Source organism: Neorhizobium sp. BT27B (genome assembly GCF_050455485.1).
Classification (GTDB): Bacteria; Pseudomonadota; Alphaproteobacteria; order Rhizobiales; family Rhizobiaceae; genus Neorhizobium.
Genome location: NZ_JBCIYT010000003.1, coordinates 230,607 through 249,740, shown reverse-complemented (window position 1 = coordinate 249,740; position 19,134 = coordinate 230,607). Strand labels below are relative to the sequence as shown.

Annotated in this window: 15 protein-coding genes; 8 read left to right on the top strand and 7 right to left on the bottom strand. The window is 59.2% G+C overall.

Translation table 11 applies throughout. From position 1 onward, the window contains the following. Positions 1 to 48: 48 nt before the first annotated feature. Positions 49 to 1,266, top strand: a complete 1,218-nt coding sequence (gene carA / locus AAIH70_RS09910) for a glutamine-hydrolyzing carbamoyl-phosphate synthase small subunit (RefSeq protein WP_132272081.1) — start codon at positions 49 to 51, stop codon at positions 1,264 to 1,266. A 94-nt stretch (positions 1,267 to 1,360) separates the two neighbouring features. Further along, complete coding sequence (locus tag AAIH70_RS09905; protein WP_430033942.1) at positions 1,361 to 1,693, top strand: hypothetical protein; 333 nt, start codon at positions 1,361 to 1,363, stop codon at positions 1,691 to 1,693. A gap of 16 nt (positions 1,694 to 1,709) precedes the next feature. On the opposite strand, the gene AAIH70_RS09900 is transcribed toward AAIH70_RS09905, so the two are convergent. Next, positions 1,710 to 3,116 (bottom strand): MATE family efflux transporter, encoded by a 1,407-nt coding sequence (locus AAIH70_RS09900; protein ID WP_132272079.1) that lies wholly within the window; start codon positions 3,114 to 3,116, stop codon positions 1,710 to 1,712. Between the two features lie 225 nt (positions 3,117 to 3,341). On the opposite strand from AAIH70_RS09900, the gene AAIH70_RS09895 reads away from it, so the two are divergent. After that, entirely contained in the window at positions 3,342 to 3,821 is a 480-nt protein-coding gene (locus tag AAIH70_RS09895) for a DUF2938 domain-containing protein (protein ID WP_430033940.1), read from the top strand. A gap of 3 nt (positions 3,822 to 3,824) precedes the next feature. On the opposite strand, the gene ypfJ is transcribed toward AAIH70_RS09895, so the two are convergent. Then, positions 3,825 to 4,721, bottom strand: a complete 897-nt coding sequence (ypfJ, locus tag AAIH70_RS09890; RefSeq protein WP_132272078.1) for a KPN_02809 family neutral zinc metallopeptidase — start codon at positions 4,719 to 4,721, stop codon at positions 3,825 to 3,827. A 319-nt stretch (positions 4,722 to 5,040) separates the two neighbouring features. On the opposite strand from ypfJ, the gene AAIH70_RS09885 reads away from it, so the two are divergent. Continuing rightward, positions 5,041 to 6,486, top strand: a complete 1,446-nt coding sequence (locus tag AAIH70_RS09885) for a methyl-accepting chemotaxis protein (protein WP_207908214.1) — start codon at positions 5,041 to 5,043, stop codon at positions 6,484 to 6,486. 86 nt (positions 6,487 to 6,572) lie between these two features. On the opposite strand, the gene AAIH70_RS09880 is transcribed toward AAIH70_RS09885, so the two are convergent. Continuing rightward, a complete protein-coding gene (locus tag AAIH70_RS09880) occupies positions 6,573 to 7,784 on the bottom strand; it encodes an MFS transporter (protein WP_132272077.1) in 1,212 nt (403 codons plus the stop codon). Between the two features lie 396 nt (positions 7,785 to 8,180). On the opposite strand from AAIH70_RS09880, the gene carB reads away from it, so the two are divergent. Further along, positions 8,181 to 11,666 carry a carbamoyl-phosphate synthase large subunit gene (gene carB, locus AAIH70_RS09875; protein WP_430033937.1) on the top strand — a complete coding sequence of 1,162 codons (3,486 nt, stop codon included), beginning with the start codon at positions 8,181 to 8,183 and terminating at the stop codon, positions 11,664 to 11,666. Positions 11,667 to 11,752: 86 nt separating this feature from the next. Here the strand turns inward: carB and AAIH70_RS09870 are convergent, their stop codons facing one another. From AAIH70_RS09870 to AAIH70_RS09860, 3 genes are all read right to left on the bottom strand, one after another. Further along, entirely contained in the window at positions 11,753 to 12,787 is a 1,035-nt protein-coding gene (locus AAIH70_RS09870; protein WP_132272075.1) for an alpha/beta fold hydrolase, read from the bottom strand. 99 nt (positions 12,788 to 12,886) lie between these two features. Beyond that, the gene (locus AAIH70_RS09865; RefSeq protein ID WP_132272074.1) at positions 12,887 to 14,365 is read right to left on the bottom strand and encodes a UdgX family uracil-DNA binding protein; all 1,479 of its coding nucleotides are present in this window, start codon (positions 14,363 to 14,365) and stop codon (positions 12,887 to 12,889) included. After that, positions 14,362 to 15,594: a putative DNA modification/repair radical SAM protein gene (locus AAIH70_RS09860; RefSeq protein WP_132272073.1), complete on the bottom strand. Its 1,233-nt coding sequence runs from the start codon at positions 15,592 to 15,594 to the stop codon at positions 14,362 to 14,364. The genes AAIH70_RS09865 and AAIH70_RS09860 overlap by 4 nt, the downstream gene beginning before the upstream one ends. A 232-nt stretch (positions 15,595 to 15,826) precedes the next feature. Between AAIH70_RS09860 and greA the strand changes: the two genes are divergently transcribed. Together greA and AAIH70_RS09850 are read left to right on the top strand one after the other, a co-directional pair. Continuing rightward, positions 15,827 to 16,303 carry a transcription elongation factor GreA gene (gene greA, locus AAIH70_RS09855; protein ID WP_132272072.1) on the top strand — a complete coding sequence of 159 codons (477 nt, stop codon included), beginning with the start codon at positions 15,827 to 15,829 and terminating at the stop codon, positions 16,301 to 16,303. Positions 16,304 to 16,333: 30 nt separating this feature from the next. Beyond that, positions 16,334 to 17,395, top strand: coding sequence for a glycosyltransferase family 4 protein (locus AAIH70_RS09850; RefSeq protein WP_132272071.1), 1,062 nt, complete (start codon positions 16,334 to 16,336; stop codon positions 17,393 to 17,395). A gap of 5 nt (positions 17,396 to 17,400) precedes the next feature. On the opposite strand, the gene AAIH70_RS09845 is transcribed toward AAIH70_RS09850, so the two are convergent. Then, positions 17,401 to 18,210, bottom strand: a complete 810-nt coding sequence (locus AAIH70_RS09845) for a glycosyltransferase family 2 protein (protein ID WP_132272070.1) — start codon at positions 18,208 to 18,210, stop codon at positions 17,401 to 17,403. Positions 18,211 to 18,303: 93 nt separating this feature from the next. On the opposite strand from AAIH70_RS09845, the gene AAIH70_RS09840 reads away from it, so the two are divergent. Further along, on the top strand, positions 18,304 to 19,128 hold the full coding sequence (locus AAIH70_RS09840) for a glycosyltransferase family 25 protein (protein WP_132272069.1): 825 nt from the start codon (positions 18,304 to 18,306) through the stop codon (positions 19,126 to 19,128). Positions 19,129 to 19,134 lie beyond the last annotated feature (6 nt).

Below are 19,134 nucleotides of genomic sequence, written 5' to 3'. Positions count from 1 at the left end.
CTGCACTCTGCTAGAAAACTCTGGCGGACACGGGCGGAGACGAACCGAATGACCGCGACAGCCCCCTCTACCGCGCCCTGGACGACCAGCAAACCCACCGCTCTCCTCGTGCTTGCCGACGGCACCGTGATCGAGGGCACCGGCATCGGCGCCACCGGCAAGGTAACGGCGGAAGTCTGCTTCAACACGGCGCTGACCGGTTACGAGGAAATCCTCACCGACCCGTCCTATCTCGGCCAGATCGTCACCTTCACCTTCCCGCATATCGGCAATGTCGGCACCAATGAGGAAGACATCGAAGATCTGACGCCGGCAGCACGTCGCGGCGCCGTCGGCACCATCTTCAAGGCCGACATCACCGAGCCGTCGAACTACCGCGCCGCCAAACATCTCGACGCATGGCTGAAGGCTCGCGGCGTCATCGGCCTGTCGGGCATCGACACCCGCGCGCTCACCGCCTGGATCCGCGAGAACGGCGCACCCAATGCCGTCATCGCCCATGACCCGAACGGCGTCTTCGACATCGAAGCACTGAAGGCCGAAGCCAAGGCCTGGGGCGGCCTCGTCGGTCTCGACCTTGCCAAGGAAGCAACCTCGGGCCAGTCGTCGCAATGGACGCAGAAGCCCTGGGTTTGGAACGAAGAGTTCTCCGATCTCGACCCGGCAGACGCCAAGTACCACGTCGTCTGCGTCGATTACGGCGTCAAGCGCAACATCCTGCGCCTGTTTGCCGGCCTCGATTGCAAGGTCACGGTCGTTCCGGCCGACACGTCGAGCGAAACCATTCTGGGCCTCAACCCGGATGGCGTCTTCCTGTCCAACGGCCCGGGCGACCCGGCTGCGACAGGTGAATACGCCGTTCCGGTCATTCAGGACATCGTCAAGTCCGGCCTGCCGACCTTTGGCATCTGCCTCGGCCACCAGATGCTGGGCCTCGCGCTCGGCGCCACCACCGAAAAGATGCACCAGGGTCATCACGGCGGCAACCATCCGGTCAAGGATCACACCACCGGCAAGGTCGAGATCGTTTCGATGAACCACGGCTTTGCCGTTTCGTCGAAGTCTCTGCCGGAAGGCGTTGAAGAGACTCATATTTCCCTGTTCGACGGCTCGAACTGCGGCCTGCGTCTGGCCGGTAAGCCGGTCTTCTCCGTGCAGCACCATCCGGAAGCCTCGCCCGGCCCGCAGGACAGCCACTACCTCTTCCGCCGCTTCATCAACATGGTGCGCGAGAACAAGGGCGAAGCGGCACTCGCCGAGCGCTGAGGCAAGCCGACGGCATCCGAAAAATACGCTTGACCTCAACCATTGTTGAGGTTGCACAAATACCCCTGCTCAACAAAAGCGGGGGTATTTTCGTATGGACGAGATTGAAAAGCGGGTTATCCGCGTCAACAGGTTTTCGGTTCCAACAGACAGCCGCGACGCCTTCATGGCGTTCCTGAAGCGAACGCACGACATCATTCGTGCCCAGCCGGGCGTGATCGAAGAGATGATCATCGAGCGTCAGGTGACGGTCGATCATTTCAGCATGCTGGCGATCATCCAGTTCGAGAATGAAAACGTGCTGCAGCCGATCATCGCCGCCATTGCCGAGGCGGACCGCAATGACGGCATAGACCGGCAGGACGTGTCCCGCCGGCTCGGCATCGAAGCCGATACCGGCTTCTACCGTCACGCCCAGCCGGCGTGACGGTTCCACCATAGAGTCATACAGCAACCGTCGGCTTGTTGCGCACCAGCAGCCAGAAACGGCCGCACAGGAAGGCGGCAGCGGCAGCAAGCCCGAGCACGAAACCCAACCAGACGCCTTCCCCGCGCAGACCGAGCGGGAAAGCAAACACCCAGGCGCAGACAAAGCCGATCGGCCAATAGGCAACCAGCGCAAGGATCATCGGGATCGTCGTATCCTTGAGACCACGCAGAATGCCAGCGCCGACCGCCTGCAGGCCATCAACGAGCTGAAAGACGCCGGCGAGCATGATCAGCGGCGCTGCCAGACCCAGCACGGCTTCGGCATCCGGTTGCTTGATGTCGAGAAACAGTCCCCCGAAGAAACGCGGCAACCCCATGAAGAGGATGCTGCCGATGGCGGTGAACACCACACCGATGACCAGAGCCGCCACGGCTGCGCGGCGTACACCGATCGTATCGCGGCGACCATGCGCCAGCCCGACCCGGACAGTCGCGACCTGCGCCAGCCCAAGCGGGATCATGAAGGCGATCGAAGCCAGCTGAAGCGCGATGCCGTGGGCTGCCAGTTCCAGCTTGCCGATCATCCCCATCAACAGGGCCGCTGCCCCAAACAGGCTGGTTTCGGCCAGAATGGTGAAGCTGATCGGCAGGCCGAGCACGAAAACTTCCCTGATCATGCCCCAGTCAGGCCGCCAGAAACGCACGAAAATCTCGTAGGCGCGGGTATCGGGCAGGAATTGTATATAGGCGACGATGATGACGAAGCCGGTCAGGTTGGCACAAACGGCGGCAATCGCTGCGCCATGCAGACCAAGCTGCGGCGCCCCGAAATGACCAAAGATCAGCAGATAGGCTGCGATCAGGTTGATCGCGAACATGCCGAGCGTGACAAACAGAACCATCCCGCCCTTTTCGAGACCGGTCACGAAAGAGCGAAGCGCGAAGAAGCCGAGCGCCGGAAAGATGCCCCACATCGCGATGCGCAGATAACTCTGGGCCGTGGCGGCAACGTCAGGCTCCTGCCCCAGCTTCAGCAACAGCGGCTCGGAAAACCAGAGGATGGGGGAGACAAGCACGCAATAGGCCAGAACGACCCAGAGCCCCATGCGCACCGAACGGCGCACCCCGGTCGTGTCGCCATGGCCGAGGGCCTGCGCCACCATCGGCACGATGGCGCTGGTAAAACCGCTGCCGAAGATGAAGGTGATGAAATAGAGCTGCGTGGCAATGACCACGGAGGCAAGCTCCGTCGTCCCGAGCCAGCCAACCAGGATCACGTCGGTCGTATGGATCGCAACCTGCGCCAACTGCGCGCCGACCAGCGGCACACCGAGCACCAGCGTGGCGCGCATATGCGTGAGCCAGGAATTGTCGACCCCTTTTTCAAGGACCGTTTCAGGGCGCGCCACTGCGACTGACATTTTTGAACCTCCCAAAGGAAAAACGCCGCCTCCAAGTCTGGAGAGCGGCGATGTGCACCCGCCATAGACCAGCGGGCGCAGCACGGCAACCCTGAGCTACAATCGAGCAGGTTTTTTGAAGCGTGCTTCAATTATGGTGATCAATCGCGCGGCAGCGGCGCAACACACCTCGACAAGCGCCCAAGTTTCGTTTCACAAAACGCGAAACAGAACGGGGTGGGGAAAATGCTGGAACTGATTATCAAGGGCGCAGTGATCGGTTTTGGCGCCACCGCATTGATGGATATCTGGGCTTTTGCCCTGCACCTGCTTTTTGCCGAAGCAAAACCCAACTGGGCACCCGGTGGCCGCTGGTTTTACCATCTTGGAAGCGGCAGGATTTTTCACGAGGATATCGGCAAAGCTCAGCCATACGCGCATGAAAAAGCGCTTGGATGGACAGGTCACTACGCCGTCGGCATTCTCTACGGCATCATTCTGGCAGGCCTTGCCGGCCCACAATGGCTTGCCACCCCGACCTTCATTCCCGCCTGGATACTCGGCATCGTCACGATCGGCGCCGGCTGGTTCCTGATGCAACCCGGCATGGGTCTTGGATGGGCCGCATCGAAAACGGCCAATCCGAGAAAAGTCCGGCTGATGAATTTTGCCGCCAACACAGTGTTTGCAATCGGGCTTTACGGCACCGCGCTTCTGCTGGCCTGAAACTCAGACCTCGCCGGAAAACGTATCGCAGCTTTTGATATTGCCGCTGTCAAAACCCTGGCGAAACCATTTCATCCGCTGCGCCGACGTTCCATGATTAAAGCTGTCGGGAACGACATAACCCTGACTGCGCTTCTGCAGCGTATCGTCGCCGATCTGCTGGGCCGCATTCAGAGCCTCTTCCAGATCGCCGCGTTCCAGAACACCCTGCTGCTCGGTATATTTGCCCCACACACCGGCAAAACAATCGGCCTGCAACTCAACCCGCACCGACATGCGATTGGCTTCGACTTCGCTCATGCGCTGACGCGCCTGGTTGAATTTCGGAAGCACGCCAAGCAGGTTCTGCACATGGTGGCCAACTTCATGTGCCACGACATAAGCCTCGGCAAAATCACCGGACGCGCCGAAACGCTGGCCGAGTTCACGGAAAAAGTCGGTATCAAGATAAACCTTGCGGTCGCTCGGGCAATAGAACGGCCCGGTCGCGGATGAGGCAGTGCCACATGCGGAACTCGTTCCGCCACTGAACATCACCAGTGTCGGCGGTTGATAACGCTGCCCGGCCTGCTGGAAAATCTGCGTCCAGGTATCCTCCGTATCGGCAAGAACGGTGCGGACGAACTGGCTCATCTCGTCATCGGCCGGCGTGCGACGCTGGGCGCTCTGCTCATAACCGCCGCCACCTTCGCCGAGAATATCTCCGCCGGAAAGCAGCGTCAGCGGATTGATGCCGGTCAGCCAGCAAATGCCCAGAATAAGCACGAGGCCGCCGATGCCGATACCACCGCCCCCACGACCGCCACCGCCGATCGGGATACGGAAACCGCCGCCACCCGAAGATCCACCACCACGACGATCCTCGACATTATCCGACTGTCGCCGACCTCTCCACTGCATGACATGCTCTCCAACGCAACAGTTTCAGCGAAGCAATATAGGTCAGGTGGAAGGGAAATCCACGACTTCATTGAGAGCGTCCCGCGAAGACGGCTTCGCAACCAAAAATAACATTCAAAAATGCGATACACCGACAAACAAAAGACAACCATAACGACAAAATTTACGTACCTACACAACAAAAACGACTAACAACCATGAATAACTCAAATATACACACCTAGTCATATTTTAAATGATCTACCGATTCACGAAGTAATAACCATGAGAGGATATCTATTCCGCACGACGCATTACTGTTTCAAAAGGGAATATTCCAATGTCGTTTTTCGGTGGCAGACAAAGCGCAAACACCAGACAGATCGAAGAGCGCTTGGCTGCGGTAAGCGAACGCTCTGAACTGCTTGATGAAGCCTGTGGCATCGGCCTGTGGGAAGCCGTTCTTGTTGATGGCGATGCCATGCATCCGCAAAGCCGCTGGACATGGTCGGCGGAATTTCGCCGCATGGTCGGTTATGAGAACACCACGGATTTTCCGAATGTCGTGCAGTCATGGTCCGACAAGCTGCACCCTGACGATGTTCAGCCGACTTTTGCAGCCTTCGCAGGGCATCTGACCGACAAGACTGGCCGCGCTCGCTATCGCGTCAACTATCGCCTCAAGATGCGCGACGGCTCCTATCGCTGGTTCCGCGCCACAGGCGGCTGCCGCCATCAGCCGGACGGCAAGACGATCCGCGCCTGCGGATCCTTGACGGACGTCCACGATCAGATCCTGCTGGAGCAGAAGACGGCACGCGAGGCGGCCGAGGACAAGCTGGCAATCGACAACCTGCTGAAAGGACTGTCGGCGCTCGCCAATGGTGACCTGACCTATCGCGTCACCGCCGAGCTTTCGGAAAAGACCCGCCTGTTGAAAGACGATTACAACCGTGCCGTCCGTACGGTGCAGACCATGGTCGCTTCGGTCGCTCACGCCACGCAGAACATGCAGAACACCGCATCCGAAATCAGCCACGCCTCCGACGATCTCGCCTCGCGCACCGAACGTCAGGCCGCAGCACTCGAGGAAACCGCTTCCGCGATCGACCAGATCACCTCGACCGTCAGCAAGACGGCATCGGGCTCGAAACAGGCCGCATCGCTGACCCTTTCGGCGCGTCAGGTTGCGGAAAAATCCGCATCGGTCGTCGAAAGCACCGTCAATGCAATGTCTCAGATCGAGCAGTCCTCGCAGCAGGTCGGCAAGATCATCGGCGTCATTGACGAAATCGCCTTCCAGACCAACCTGCTGGCCCTCAATGCCGGCGTCGAGGCTGCCCGCGCCGGCGAAGCCGGACGTGGTTTTGCCGTCGTCGCCCAGGAAGTGCGGGAACTGGCACAGCGCTCCGCCAACGCGGCGAAGGAGATCAAGACACTGATCGACACGTCTTCAAGGCAGGTGACGGAGGGCGTCTCGCTCGTCGACCAGACCGGTGAAGTGCTGCGCAACATCTCCACCCAGATCAACGACATCAACACCGTCGTCAGCGACATCGCCTATTCCACCCAGGAACAGTCTACCGGCCTGCAGCAGATCAACACCGCCATCAACCAGATGGACCAGATGACCCAGCAGAACGCCGCGATGGTGGAAGAAACGACGGCAGCAAGCCACGGCCTTGTCAACGAGGCACAGGAACTGTCGCAGATGATCGCAAAATTCAACTTTGCAGACGAAGCGGTCGCCGCCTCGCATCGACCGACGCATCGCCGCGCTGCCTAACGCAAACAATAGAATCTCAACGATACCGGAAGCCCGCCGACAGGTGGGCTTCCGTCATTTTACCGCATGAGATGCCGACAAATGCCTCAGGCTACCCGAAGCGAGGCCTTGCCGGGCAGGAAAATCGTCAGCAGGCCAAGCGCCGGCAAGAAGGCGCAGATGGCATAAACAAAGGCAATACCATGGGCGTCGGCCAGAAGGCCAAGCACCGCCGCAGCAATACCGCCCATGCCGAAAGCAAAACCGAAAAACACACCGGCGATCATGCCGACACGTCCCGGCACCAGTTCCTGCGCCATGACGATGATGGCCGGGAAGGACGAGGCCATGATGAAGCCGACCATCGCCGACAAAAAGATCGTCAGCGGCAGATTGGCGAACGGCATGGCAAGCGTGAACGGCAGCACGCCGAGGATGGAGAACCAGATCACCACCTTGGAGCCGAACTTGTCACCGATCGGCCCGCCGACCACCGTCCCCAGCGCACTGGCACCGAGAAACACGAACAGCATCAGCTGCGACTGCTGCACCGTCACACCGAAACGCTCGATGACGAAGAACGTGTAATAGCTGCCGATGCTGGCCATGTAGATGTTTTTGGAAAACGTCAAAAGCGCCAGAATGACGAGCGCGACGACCACCGTGTTGCGTGGCAGCGAATGCGCATGCACGACTTTCTTCTTGCCGGCATTGGCGGCCATATGAGCCTTGTACCAGGACGCGACGCGGCTCAGCACAATGATGCCGATGATCGCCGCGATGCAGAACCAGGCGACGCTGCCCTGCCCGCGCGGCACGATGATGAAGGCGGCAAGCAATGGACCGATCGCTGTGCCGAGATTGCCGCCAACCTGAAACACCGATTGCGCAAAACCATATCGGCCGCCCGAGGCAAGTCGCGCCACGCGCGAGGATTCCGGATGGAAGATGGCAGAACCGATCCCGACCAGCGACGCTGCCAGAACCAGCATGTTGTAATCATGCGCGGTGGCCAGCAGAACAAGACCCAGCAGGGTCGAAGCCATGCCGACCGGCAGCGAATAGGGATAGGGTTTCTTGTCTGTAACGATGCCGACGAGCGGCTGCAGGAGCGACGCGGTGCACTGGAAGGCGAGCGTGAGAATACCGATCTGCCAGAAATCCAGCTGATAATCCGTCTTCAGCATCGGGTAGATGGCGGCGATCATCGATTGCATGATGTCGTTCAGCATATGACTGAAGCTGACGGCAAAAATGATCGGCAGCACGGTCGCCTCGGCAGCGATTGCCGCCACAGGCTTTGAAGTCGCATCGGCCATTCTGTTTCCTCCGCGCAAGCGGTCGTCGTCTTGGATGGCCGTTGCATTCATTATCGTTGATTTAGCAATTAATGGATTGAGATCAATTTTGTCCATGCCAGCCGCACGTCGATCGGTACGGTTCGCTGTTTTTTTGTCAGCAGTCGCATGACGAGAGCAGTGCACTTTGCAAGCTGTGAGGCCAAAGCTGCTTAGCGATGTGAAAATCCGGCTGCATCACCGCCATCCCGTGACGCGCCATACATTTCCTGTCGATATGCCCATTTATGGGGTTCTCATACCCGCCGCTTTTGCCTATAAGCCGCGTCTAGCCAGAAAAATCATGCGCACGCCACCCGACCGGAGCTATTCATGCCCCGAGCCGGCTTTTTGCGCAGAAAAAAGCGGATAGAGACCATGCCAAAGCGCCAAGATATCAAATCGATCCTCATCATCGGCGCGGGTCCGATCGTCATCGGCCAGGCATGCGAGTTCGACTATTCCGGCACCCAGGCTTGCAAGGCGCTGCGCGAAGAGGGTTACCGGGTCATTCTGGTCAACTCCAATCCGGCAACGATCATGACAGATCCAGGCCTTGCCGACGCCACCTACGTCGAGCCGATCACGCCTGAAGTCGTCGCAAAAATCATCGCCAAGGAACGCCCGGACGCACTTCTGCCGACCATGGGCGGCCAGACCGCCCTCAACACCGCGCTATCGCTGAAGCGCATGGGCGTGCTCGACCGCTACAATGTCGAGATGATCGGCGCCAAGCCCGCTGCGATCGACATGGCCGAAGACCGCGCGCTGTTCCGCGAAGCCATGTCGCGCATCGGCCTCGAAACCCCGAAGTCGATGCTGGCCAACGCCACCGACATCAAGGATGCCGATCGCAAGACGCACGAAGCCGAGCGCAACAAGCTCAAGGAAACGCTTTCGGGCGCCGACCTCGACAAGGCGCTCGACGCGCTGGAAAACACCTGGAACCTCGGCGAGACCGACCGCAAGCAGCGTTACATCAGCCACGCCATGGCGATTGCCGCACAGGCGATCGACGTTGTCGGCCTGCCCGCCATCATCCGCCCGTCCTTCACCATGGGCGGCACCGGCGGCGGCATCGCCTATAACCGCTCGGAGTTTTTTGAAATCATCGGCGGCGGCCTCGATGCCTCGCCGACCACCGAAGTGCTGATCGAAGAATCGGTGCTCGGCTGGAAGGAATACGAGATGGAAGTGGTCCGCGACACCGCGGACAACTGCATCATCATCTGCTCGATCGAAAACATCGACCCGATGGGCGTCCACACCGGCGACTCAATCACGGTTGCCCCTGCCCTGACGCTGACCGACAAAGAATACCAGATGATGCGCAACGCCTCGATCGCGGTCCTGCGCGAAATCGGCGTTGAGACCGGCGGCTCGAACGTTCAGTTCGCCGTCAACCCGAAGGACGGCCGCCTCGTCGTCATCGAAATGAACCCGCGCGTCTCGCGCTCCTCGGCTCTGGCGTCGAAGGCCACCGGCTTCCCGATCGCCAAGGTCGCCGCCAAGCTTGCCGTCGGTTACACACTCGACGAACTCGACAACGACATCACCGGCGGCGCGACGCCGGCCTCGTTCGAACCGTCGATCGACTATGTCGTCACCAAGATCCCGCGTTTCGCCTTTGAAAAATTCCCGGGCGCCTCACCGGTCCTGACCACCGCCATGAAGTCGGTCGGTGAAGTCATGGCGATCGGCCGCACCTTCGCCGAATCGCTGCAGAAGGCGCTGCGCGGTCTCGAAACCGGCCTGACCGGTCTCGACGAGATCGAAATCCCCGGCATGGAAGAGGGCGAAGGCTCCAAGAACGCCATCCGCGCCGCCATCGGCACGCCGACGCCGGACCGCCTGCGCCAGGTTGCCCAGGCGCTGCGTTTCGGCCTCACCGAAGAGGAAGTCCACGAAGCCTGCAAGATCGATCCATGGTTCATCGCCCAGTTCAAGGCGATCATCGACATGGAAGAGCGTGTTCGCGAGCACGGCCTGCCGACCGATGCCGAAAACCTGCGCAAGCTGAAGTCCATGGGCTTCTCCGACGCACGCCTTGCCAGCCTGTCGAAAAAGCGCCCGAAGGAAGTTGCCGAACTGCGCAACGCACTCAACGTGCGCCCCGTCTTCAAGCGCATCGATACCTGCGCTGCGGAATTCGCCTCGCCGACCGCATACATGTACTCGACCTATGAGACGCCTTTCGTTGGCGCGCTGCGCTCGGAAGCGGAAATCTCCGATCGCAAGAAGGTCGTCATTCTCGGCGGCGGCCCGAACCGTATCGGTCAGGGCATCGAGTTCGATTATTGCTGCTGCCACGCCGCCTTCGCACTGAAGGATGCCGGCTATGAAGCGATCATGATCAACTGCAACCCGGAAACGGTTTCCACCGACTACGACACCTCCGACCGCCTCTATTTTGAGCCGCTGACGGCTGAAGACGTCATCGAAATTCTCCGCGCGGAACAGGAAAAGGGCGAAGTCGTCGGCGTCATCGTGCAGTTCGGCGGCCAGACGCCGCTGAAGCTTGCCGAAGCCTTGGAGAAGAACGGCATCCCGATCCTTGGCACAGCGCCCGACATGATCGACCTTGCCGAAGACCGCGACCGCTTCCAGAAGCTTCTTATGAAGCTCGACCTGACGCAGCCGAACAACGGCATCGCCTACTCGGTCGAACAGGCACGCCTCGTCGCCTCCGAAATCGGCTTCCCGCTGGTCGTTCGCCCGTCCTACGTTCTCGGCGGCCGTGCCATGCAGATCCTGCATTCGGAAGGCCAGTTGCAGACCTATCTGCTCGACACCGTTCCGGAACTGGTTCCGGAAGACATCAAGCAGCGTTACCCGAACGACAAGACCGGCCAGATCAACACCCTGCTCGGCAAGAACCCGCTCCTGTTCGACAGCTACCTGTCCAACGCGATCGAAGTCGACGTCGACTGCCTCTGCGACGGCACCGACGTTTATGTCGCCGGCATCATGGAACATATCGAGGAAGCCGGCATTCACTCCGGCGACAGTGCCTGCTCGCTGCCGCCGCGCACGCTTTCGAACGAGATGATCGACGAACTGGAGCGTCAGGCCAAATCGATGGCCAAAGCCCTCAACGTCGTCGGCCTGATGAACGTGCAGTTCGCCATCAAGGACGGCACCGTCTACGTGCTGGAAGTCAACCCGCGCGCTTCGCGTACCGTTCCTTTCGTCGCAAAGACGATCGGCGCACCGATCGCCAAGATCGCTGCCCGCGCCATGGCCGGCGAAAAGCTGGACGCAACGTTTGCCGCCTATGGCTCCAAACCGGATCCGCGCAACCTGAAGCACATCGCCGTCAAGGAAGCCGTATTCCCGTTCGCCCGCTTCCCCGGCGTCGACACCCTGCTTGGCCCGGAAATGCGCTCGACCGGTGAAGTCATCGGCCTCGACACCGATTTTGCGCTCGCCTTTGCCAAGAGCCAGCTCGGCGCCAGCGTCGAACTGCCGCGTGACGGCTCGGTCTTTGTATCTGTCCGCGACAGCGACAAGGAACGCGTCCTGCCGGCGATCCGCCTTCTGGTCGAGATCGGCTTCAAGGTTATCGCCACCGGCGGCACCGCCCGTTTCCTTGCCGAACACGGCATCGAAGCCACCAAGATCAACAAGGTTTTGGAAGGCCGTCCGCATATCGAGGATGCCATCCGCAACCGTCAGGTCCAGCTGGTCATCAACACGACGGACTCGAACAAGGCGATCTCGGATTCGAAGTCGCTGCGCCGCGCCACGCTGATGCAGAAGGTGCCTTACTACACGACGATGGCCGGCGCCGAAGCCGCCGCCATGGCCATCAAGGCCCTCAAGGCCGGCAATCTCGAAGTACGCCCGCTGCAGAGCTATTTCTGAGCTGTCTGAGATCAAATCATGCGACGCGCCGTGCACCCATATGGGCACGGCGCGTTTTTTCTTTTCCGCTTATACGGTATCCCGTCTCAGACGATCCGCGCTTCCATGAATTTCGCGGTTTCCTTGATACCCCATTGATCCTGGAAGGCAGGCCTCGGCCGATCGACAAGCACCAGCTTGCCATCCTGCTTGATACGCGTCGGCAGTGACTGACGGTCGATCGCGCCTTCCAAAGTCATAGCCAGATCGCGTGCGAACACCCGGTTACCGATATACCAGGAATGGGTCCATGAGACCCCTCCGAAGGCAGGATCGGGGGGAAGTTTCTCGAAATACGGCCCACAATCGACATCAACCGCCTTGCGAGGCGCGTCGTCCGGCAACCCCACACGGCCGGCACGCGGAGCAACCCCCAGACGTTTTGCATTGGAGACGGCCAATGCTGCATCGAAGGGATTGGAATAGTTGGTCAGTCGCATGATGCGATCAAACATGGGCCTGCACCAGTCACTGCTGCTGGAAAGGCTTGCAGCCGAAACATCCCCGGCGATGAAGGCAACCTGACCGACACGCCAGGGGCTATTGCGCAAGGGGCCGTCCTTTTCCGCCTGCACGAACGCTTCCATCGTCACATAGGCGCCTGCCGAGTGGGCCAGCAGATGGACATTGGTCAAACAGCCTTTTTTCTGCCCTTCGCTCAACAGGCGGATTGCCTTGGTCACCAGATCGATAGCGACCTGTGCTCCATCCCGGCGATCCTCAAGATAGTTCAGGGTCTGGTTGGCGCTTGGCCAATCGAAGGCAACGATCTGACCACGCCAGCCCTCCGCCCGTAAATCCAAAGTCAGTTGCCGTGTACGGCGCAACACGTCTGCCATTGCATTGTTATAGCCATGAACAAAGACCAGAACATCGCCCACCGGGCCAATGGAGTTCGGGTTCTCATCGCCGTCGGCAAGGCCCTGAACTTCTGCAGCCCATTCTTTCGGGCTTCCAACGATATGACTTGCGTCATAGGCGACATCAGCGCCCGGTACCTTGAGATATCGAATTGGTCCGGGTTCTGCCGTGAATTCGTTTCCCACACGCCGGCGGGCACACATGATGTATGTATCAGTCATATCGTCCCCCACTCTTCTTCATTCAAAACATGATTTAGTATTGGTATTTTTACAACAAATATTGCGCATGTCTCGATGAATACTGACGGAGATCGTGCATCAGACAGCCCATCGGCCGAGCTGGCGTATCTCCTCCCTGAACCGTGCCAACTCCTCAGCCCGCCTGCCTTCATCCGGAATGCGCAGCAGATAGGACGGATGCACAGTCACAAATAACGTCCGCTCGTTATCCATCACGATCGGGCGTCCGCGAACATCCTCCAGCCGATCCTTGGCGTCAGTCAGTGAAAACAATGCCGTAGCCCCCATGGCGACAATCAGCTTCGGCTTCACCAGATCGATCTCCCGCGTCAGCCACCAGCGGCATTGCTGGACCTCGCCCATATTGGGACGCTGATGGATACGGCGTTTTCCACGCGGCTCATATTTAAAATGTTTGACGGCATTGGTGACATAGAGCCGCTGGCGATCGATACCGGCGAGCATCAGCGCCTCGTCGAACACCCTGCCGGCAGGCCCCACAAACGGACGTCCGGCAAGATCCTCCTGATCGCCCGGCTGTTCGCCAACGATCATGATACGGGCATCAACCGCACCCTCGCCAAAAACCGTCTGCGTGGCACGACAATGCAGGTCACAACGGCTGCAATGACGAGCCTCCTGTCGCAACGCTTCGATCGTGCCGACTTCGGCGGCAGGCGCGTCCGGCGGCAAATGAGCGGCGGCCTCCTGAAGACGGTGGTGAAACGGCAGCGGCTCGCTTGCCTGCCGTCGCCCCATATCCAGCACCCTGGCTTCCGCGCCGGCGATAAGGCCGGGGATGAGATCCGCTTCGGGAAGGTTTTTCCAGTATTTCTTCGGCATCTCCGTCATCATCATCTTCACCTTCAGCCGCGCCGGATTGAAGATGGAAGCGTAATAGGTGCGCCAGAGTTCGTCGGTCTCATCGCGGATATCAGGCTTGTCAGCCGGCTCCGTCGTCGTGCGCAATGTCTCGCCGTCCCACGAGGCCGAACCGCGTGGTGTTGCGATGATCCAGTCCATGTCGTTGAAACGGCGCTGGAAAAATGGCGCCACACGAGCGACGATAAAATGATCTGGCTCGAACCACGCAATAAACCGCCGCCTGCCGGCAACACCTTGCGGCAACGGCATTTCCTTGAAACGGACGAAGGCAGTCATCTTGTGATAGTCGCGCCCGACCGACTTGTGCATGCGGTGTGCCGCCACGACATCCGCGTCGGATTTCACCTCCAGCAGATGCCGTTCCTCCCTCAGCCGAAAGAGAAGGCGGTAAAGAAGCGCAAAACGTCCAGGGTCGGCATGGCAGACAACAGCTTCGGCAAGGTGCAGGAAAGCAGGCGGAACACTGATCGGGCGTGCCACCTGCTCGTTTTCACCATGCCCACGCGGAGAATCGCCGGCATCCACACCGCGTGCACCGAACAGCCCCTGCTCCTCGTCACACAAGCGCCAATCTATTTCCCCCGGCTTCACGCCCGCTAGCAGAAAACGTCGCGCAGCATCCCGCCACTCCCCGACGTCCCCGCGCCCTTCAAGGAAACATGTCTGCGTCATAACAGTTGCAGCTGCTCGGGCTTCGGCATGAACATCGATCGCAGATCGGCGCGATCCACCAGCCGGTGCGGCGTCCACCCCTCGGCCGTGATGAAGGTCTGCACCTTCTTGAGCGATACACCGAGGCGACCGACATCCTCCAGCCGCAGCCGGCGAAAACGACGGGCAGACAGAATGGATTTCACAGTCTTCGTGCCGAAACCGGGCACCCGCAAAAGCGCCTCCTTGTCAGCACGGTTCACGTCAACGGGAAACCGATCGCGGTGTCCAAGCGCCCAGGCGAGTTTGGGATCAAGGTCGAGATCGAGCATGCCGTCGGCACGCGATGAAGTGATCTCACCGATATCGAAACCATAAAAGCGATAAAGCCAGTCGGCCTGATAAAGCCGGTGCTCGCGCATCAGCGGAGGCTTTATCAGCGGCAGGTTCTTGGATGAATCGGGGATCGGGCTGAACGCCGAATAATAAACGCGCTTCAGACCGTAGCTGCCGTAAAGCCGCGCGCTGGTGCCAAGAATGGTCGCGTCATCGGCGGCATCGGCCCCCACGATCATCTGCGTGCTCTGCCCCGCCGGCGCAAATTTCCGGCGACGTTTGGTCTGCAGGGTCGGCTCCGCCATCTCTTCGATTTTCAGGCGCAGATTGCCCATCGAACTACGGATATTGTCGGGCCGTTTTTCCGGCGCGAATTTGCCGATGCCCGCATCCGTCGGCAGCTCGATATTGATCGACAAACGGTCGGCGTAAAGCCCTGCTTCCTCGATCAGCGCGGCTGACGCTTCGGGAATGGATTTCAGATGGATATAGCCGCGAAAATTATGGGTGGTGCGAAGCTCGCGGGCAATGCGCACCATTTCTTCCATCGTATGATCGGAGGACCGAATGATGCCCGAGGACAGAAACAGCCCCTCGATATAATTGCGCCGATAAAATTCCAGCGTCAGCCAGATCACCTCCTCCACCGAAAACCGCGCCCGCTCGACGTTGCTGGAGGAGCGATTGATGCAATAGGCGCAGTCATAGATGCAGAAATTCGTCATCAGAATCTTGAGAAGCGAAATGCATCGCCCGTCCGGCGCATAGGCATGGCAGATGCCGGAACCTTCCGTCGAACCCAATCCGCCGGAGGCTGACGAATCTCGTTTCACCGTACCGCTCGATGCGCAGGACGCATCATATTTGGCGGCATCGGAAAGGATGGCGAGGCGTTCTTTGAGCGACTTCTTCATTAGCGCGTTCACTATATGTTCTGCGCCGTAATGTCAAGAAACCTTGCAAAACCAATTCCCCCCCTGTGAAATCGCCCGCACCTGCACTATCTCTGTTTTTATTGGAATTTGCTGTCAGAATTCTGTTATACTGGCGCAAATAGTGATTTTCGGACGGTTCCGGAGTTTATGCTCCGGGACCTGTTTCTTTTTGTGTCCGGACATGCCGGGCACGGGGTCGAGGACTTAGGAAATGGTTGAAAAGGTACCGATGACGCCAGGCGGTTTCACGAAGCTTCAGGAAGAGCTTCGCTGGCGTCAGCAGGAAGAGCGTCCGCGCATCATCGAGGCGATCGCTGAAGCACGCGCCCATGGTGACTTGTCCGAAAACGCCGAATATCATGCTGCCAAGGAAGCCCAGAGCCACAATGAAGGCCGGGTATCCGAGCTTGAAGATCTGACGGCTCGCGCCGAGATCATCGACCTGTCGAAAATGTCGGGTTCGACGATCAAGTTTGGCGCCACCGTCAAGCTGGTCGATGAGGACACCGAGGAAGAGAAGATCTACCAGATCGTTGGCGACCAGGAAGCCGACGTGAAGCAGGGCCGGATCTCGATTTCGTCGCCGATCGCACGTGCGCTGATCGGCAAGGAAGCCGGCGATTCCATCGAAGTCGTCGCGCCGGGCGGTTCGAAAGCCTACGAAATCCTCGCCGTTACCTGGGGCTGATCAGCCCCGAATATCCCGCCGGAGACAGACGTGCCGCTTGCAGACATTCGCAAGGTTCAGGTGATCGCGCCGAACTTCAAGCGGCGCCTTTCCGGCGTGACGTCGACCATCATCCAGCTCCTGCCGGTTCAGAGCCGGCAGGGCCAGCACATAGCCTCGCTCGGCCCCGGCCTGCCAGGCACCCTGCCCTTCATCCGTTTTCGTGATCTTGTGCATCTCTGGTCGGCGCCCGCCGCATGGCCGGTGCGCGTCTGGCATGCCCGCCGCAACATCGAGATGCTGCCGGCGATCTTCATGCGCGATGTGCTGCGGATGAAAATCCGCATCGTCTTCACCTCCGCCTCGCAGCGAAAACATTCCAGCTGGACCAGGTGGCTGGTGTCGAAAATGGATGCGGTCATCGCAACCAGCGCCAAAACCTCCGCCTATCTGGAAGTGCCGAACACGGTCGTGCTGCACGGCATCGACACCCAGCGTTTTTCCCCGCCTGAGGAAAAAACCGCGGCGAAGCGCGCTTGCGGGCTGGATGATACGAAAAAGATCGTCGGCTGCTTCGGTCGCGTGCGCCATCAGAAAGGCACCGACCTTTTCGTCGACGCCATGATCCGGCTATTGCCATCGCGCCCTGACTGGGTCGCGATCATCGCCGGTCGCGCCACGGCACAACACGTTGCATTCGAAAACGAGCTGAAAGCGCGGGTAGCTGCTGCCGGCCTCGTCGATCGCATCCTGTTCGTCGGCGAGCACACCAATATCAACGATTGGTATCGCGCACTCGATCTTTTCGTCGCACCGCAGCGCTGGGAAGGTTTTGGCCTCACCCCGCTCGAAGCCATGGCGACGGCTGTGCCAGTGGTGGCGACAGATGTCGGTGCATTCCCGGAACTGGTGGTGACAGGAGAACATGAAACGGGCGAAATCATCGCCCGTGATGATCTCGATGCCATGGTATCGGCCACAGCCCGTTTCATGGACGATGAACCGCGACGTCTTGCTGCCGCAAAGCGCGCGCTCGCTCACGCCGGGCAGAATTTCAATATCGAGGGCGAAGCGGAAACTCTGGGCCGCATCTATGCGGCCACCGCTTCATAAACGGCTTACCGCTCGATACGATCCTCGATCGGATGTTTTTTCAGTGCATTGCGCTGGTAGATCTTGGCCTGCGTCAGGAACGAATAGGACGCCCCCGTCATCGCCTGAATGAGGCCCGGCACACCACAGCGCCACAAACCGTTGAAGAAATACAGCCGAAGAAAATAGACGGTTGGCGAAAATAGTAATTTCTTCAGCTTCGACTTCTTGCCTTCAGCCAACTTTTGATCGGCTTTCAGGGTGGAGTACTTGTTTTCCTTGAGAATCTGCTCGTCGAGAAGAAGCGGCCTGAAATGCAGAAGGCTGCCGGTTGGCGTGTCCTTCACCCGCCCTTCAGGCGTGATCCCCTCGTGAACCTTCTGGCTGAGGTCGTATTGCCCCTTGCCGCTGCGGATCATGCGCAGGTTCTGGCGTTCACGCACGTTTTCGGGCGTGTAACCATAACCGATCAGATAGGGACGGCGCGCAATCCGCCATCCGACCACATCCGCGGGCGCTTCCACCAGTTTGGGCAGCAGCCCAAGAAACTGATCGTCCAGCCGTTCGTCCGCATCGATATTGAAGCACCATGGCTGGCTGCACTGCTCAAGCGCAAACTGCTTCTGGCCCGCATAACCGCGCCATGGCTCATACATGAACCGGATCGGCCAGCCCTTGTCGATGTAGGATTGAACGAGTTCTGAGGTCTTGTCGGTTGAGCCAGAATCGACGATGACAATCTCGGCAAAACCTTTGAGACTTTCGATACAGCGCCCTAGATAGTTCTCTTCATTGAGGCAGATGATGAAGCCCGATATAGGCAGAAGGCCGGTCATGTCTCGTATCCGTCGACAACAATGTCTCAGGCGCGGAAGACGACTGAGTTTCGGCAGCATCTATACGAGCGACGAGAGGAAAGGTAGCGGGTCATGAAGATTTTCGTCATCAATCTGGCGCGTAATCCCGAACGCCTGGAGCGCATGGAGAGACTTCTTGGTGCGCAAGGGCTGGAATTCGAGCGGCTTGACGCCGTCGATGGCAAGAAGCTGAGTGACGAAGACGTTGCTCGCTGGTCGCAAAGAAAGCCGGATGGCAGCCTCTGTCTGTCTCCAAGCGAGGTCGGCTGCATGCTCAGCCACCGGCACGCCTGGGAAAAGATCGCGGCGATGCCAAGCGGTCACGCGGTTATTCTGGAAGACGACATTCATTTTTCGGCAGAAGCTTCGACATTTCTCAAGTCGGGCGACTGGGTTCCGGCCGACGCCGAAATCGTAAAGATCGAGACGGTGAGGAAATGGAAGACAGCGGTCTCGAAAACACGCGTTCCGCTGGAGCACGGGCACAGCCTGGCAAAACTGCTCGGCCAACATTTTGGCATGGCCGGCTATATTTTGACGCCGAATAGCGCAAGCAGGTTGCTGAACGAAATGGGTAGCGTGCATATGGCCATCGACCAGATTCTGTTCGATCCCGCGTCTTCTCTGTTCAGCCGCATGTCGATCTATCAAATGATGCCTGCACTCTGCATACAAGACCAGTTCATAGGGGAAACGGCAGAGGCATTGTCCAGCGACATTACACGGGCTTGGGAGGTCAACCGCAAACGCAAGACGCTTGGCCAGAAAGTTGCGCGTGAGGCCCGCCGATTTTGGGGCCAATTCAACAGGGCCGTATCGGGAAGCAGGCTTAATCCGTTTTCCTGTCAGGTGAATGTTCGCGTCGATTTTACAAGGCAATCCGACAGACACCGATGACACCGG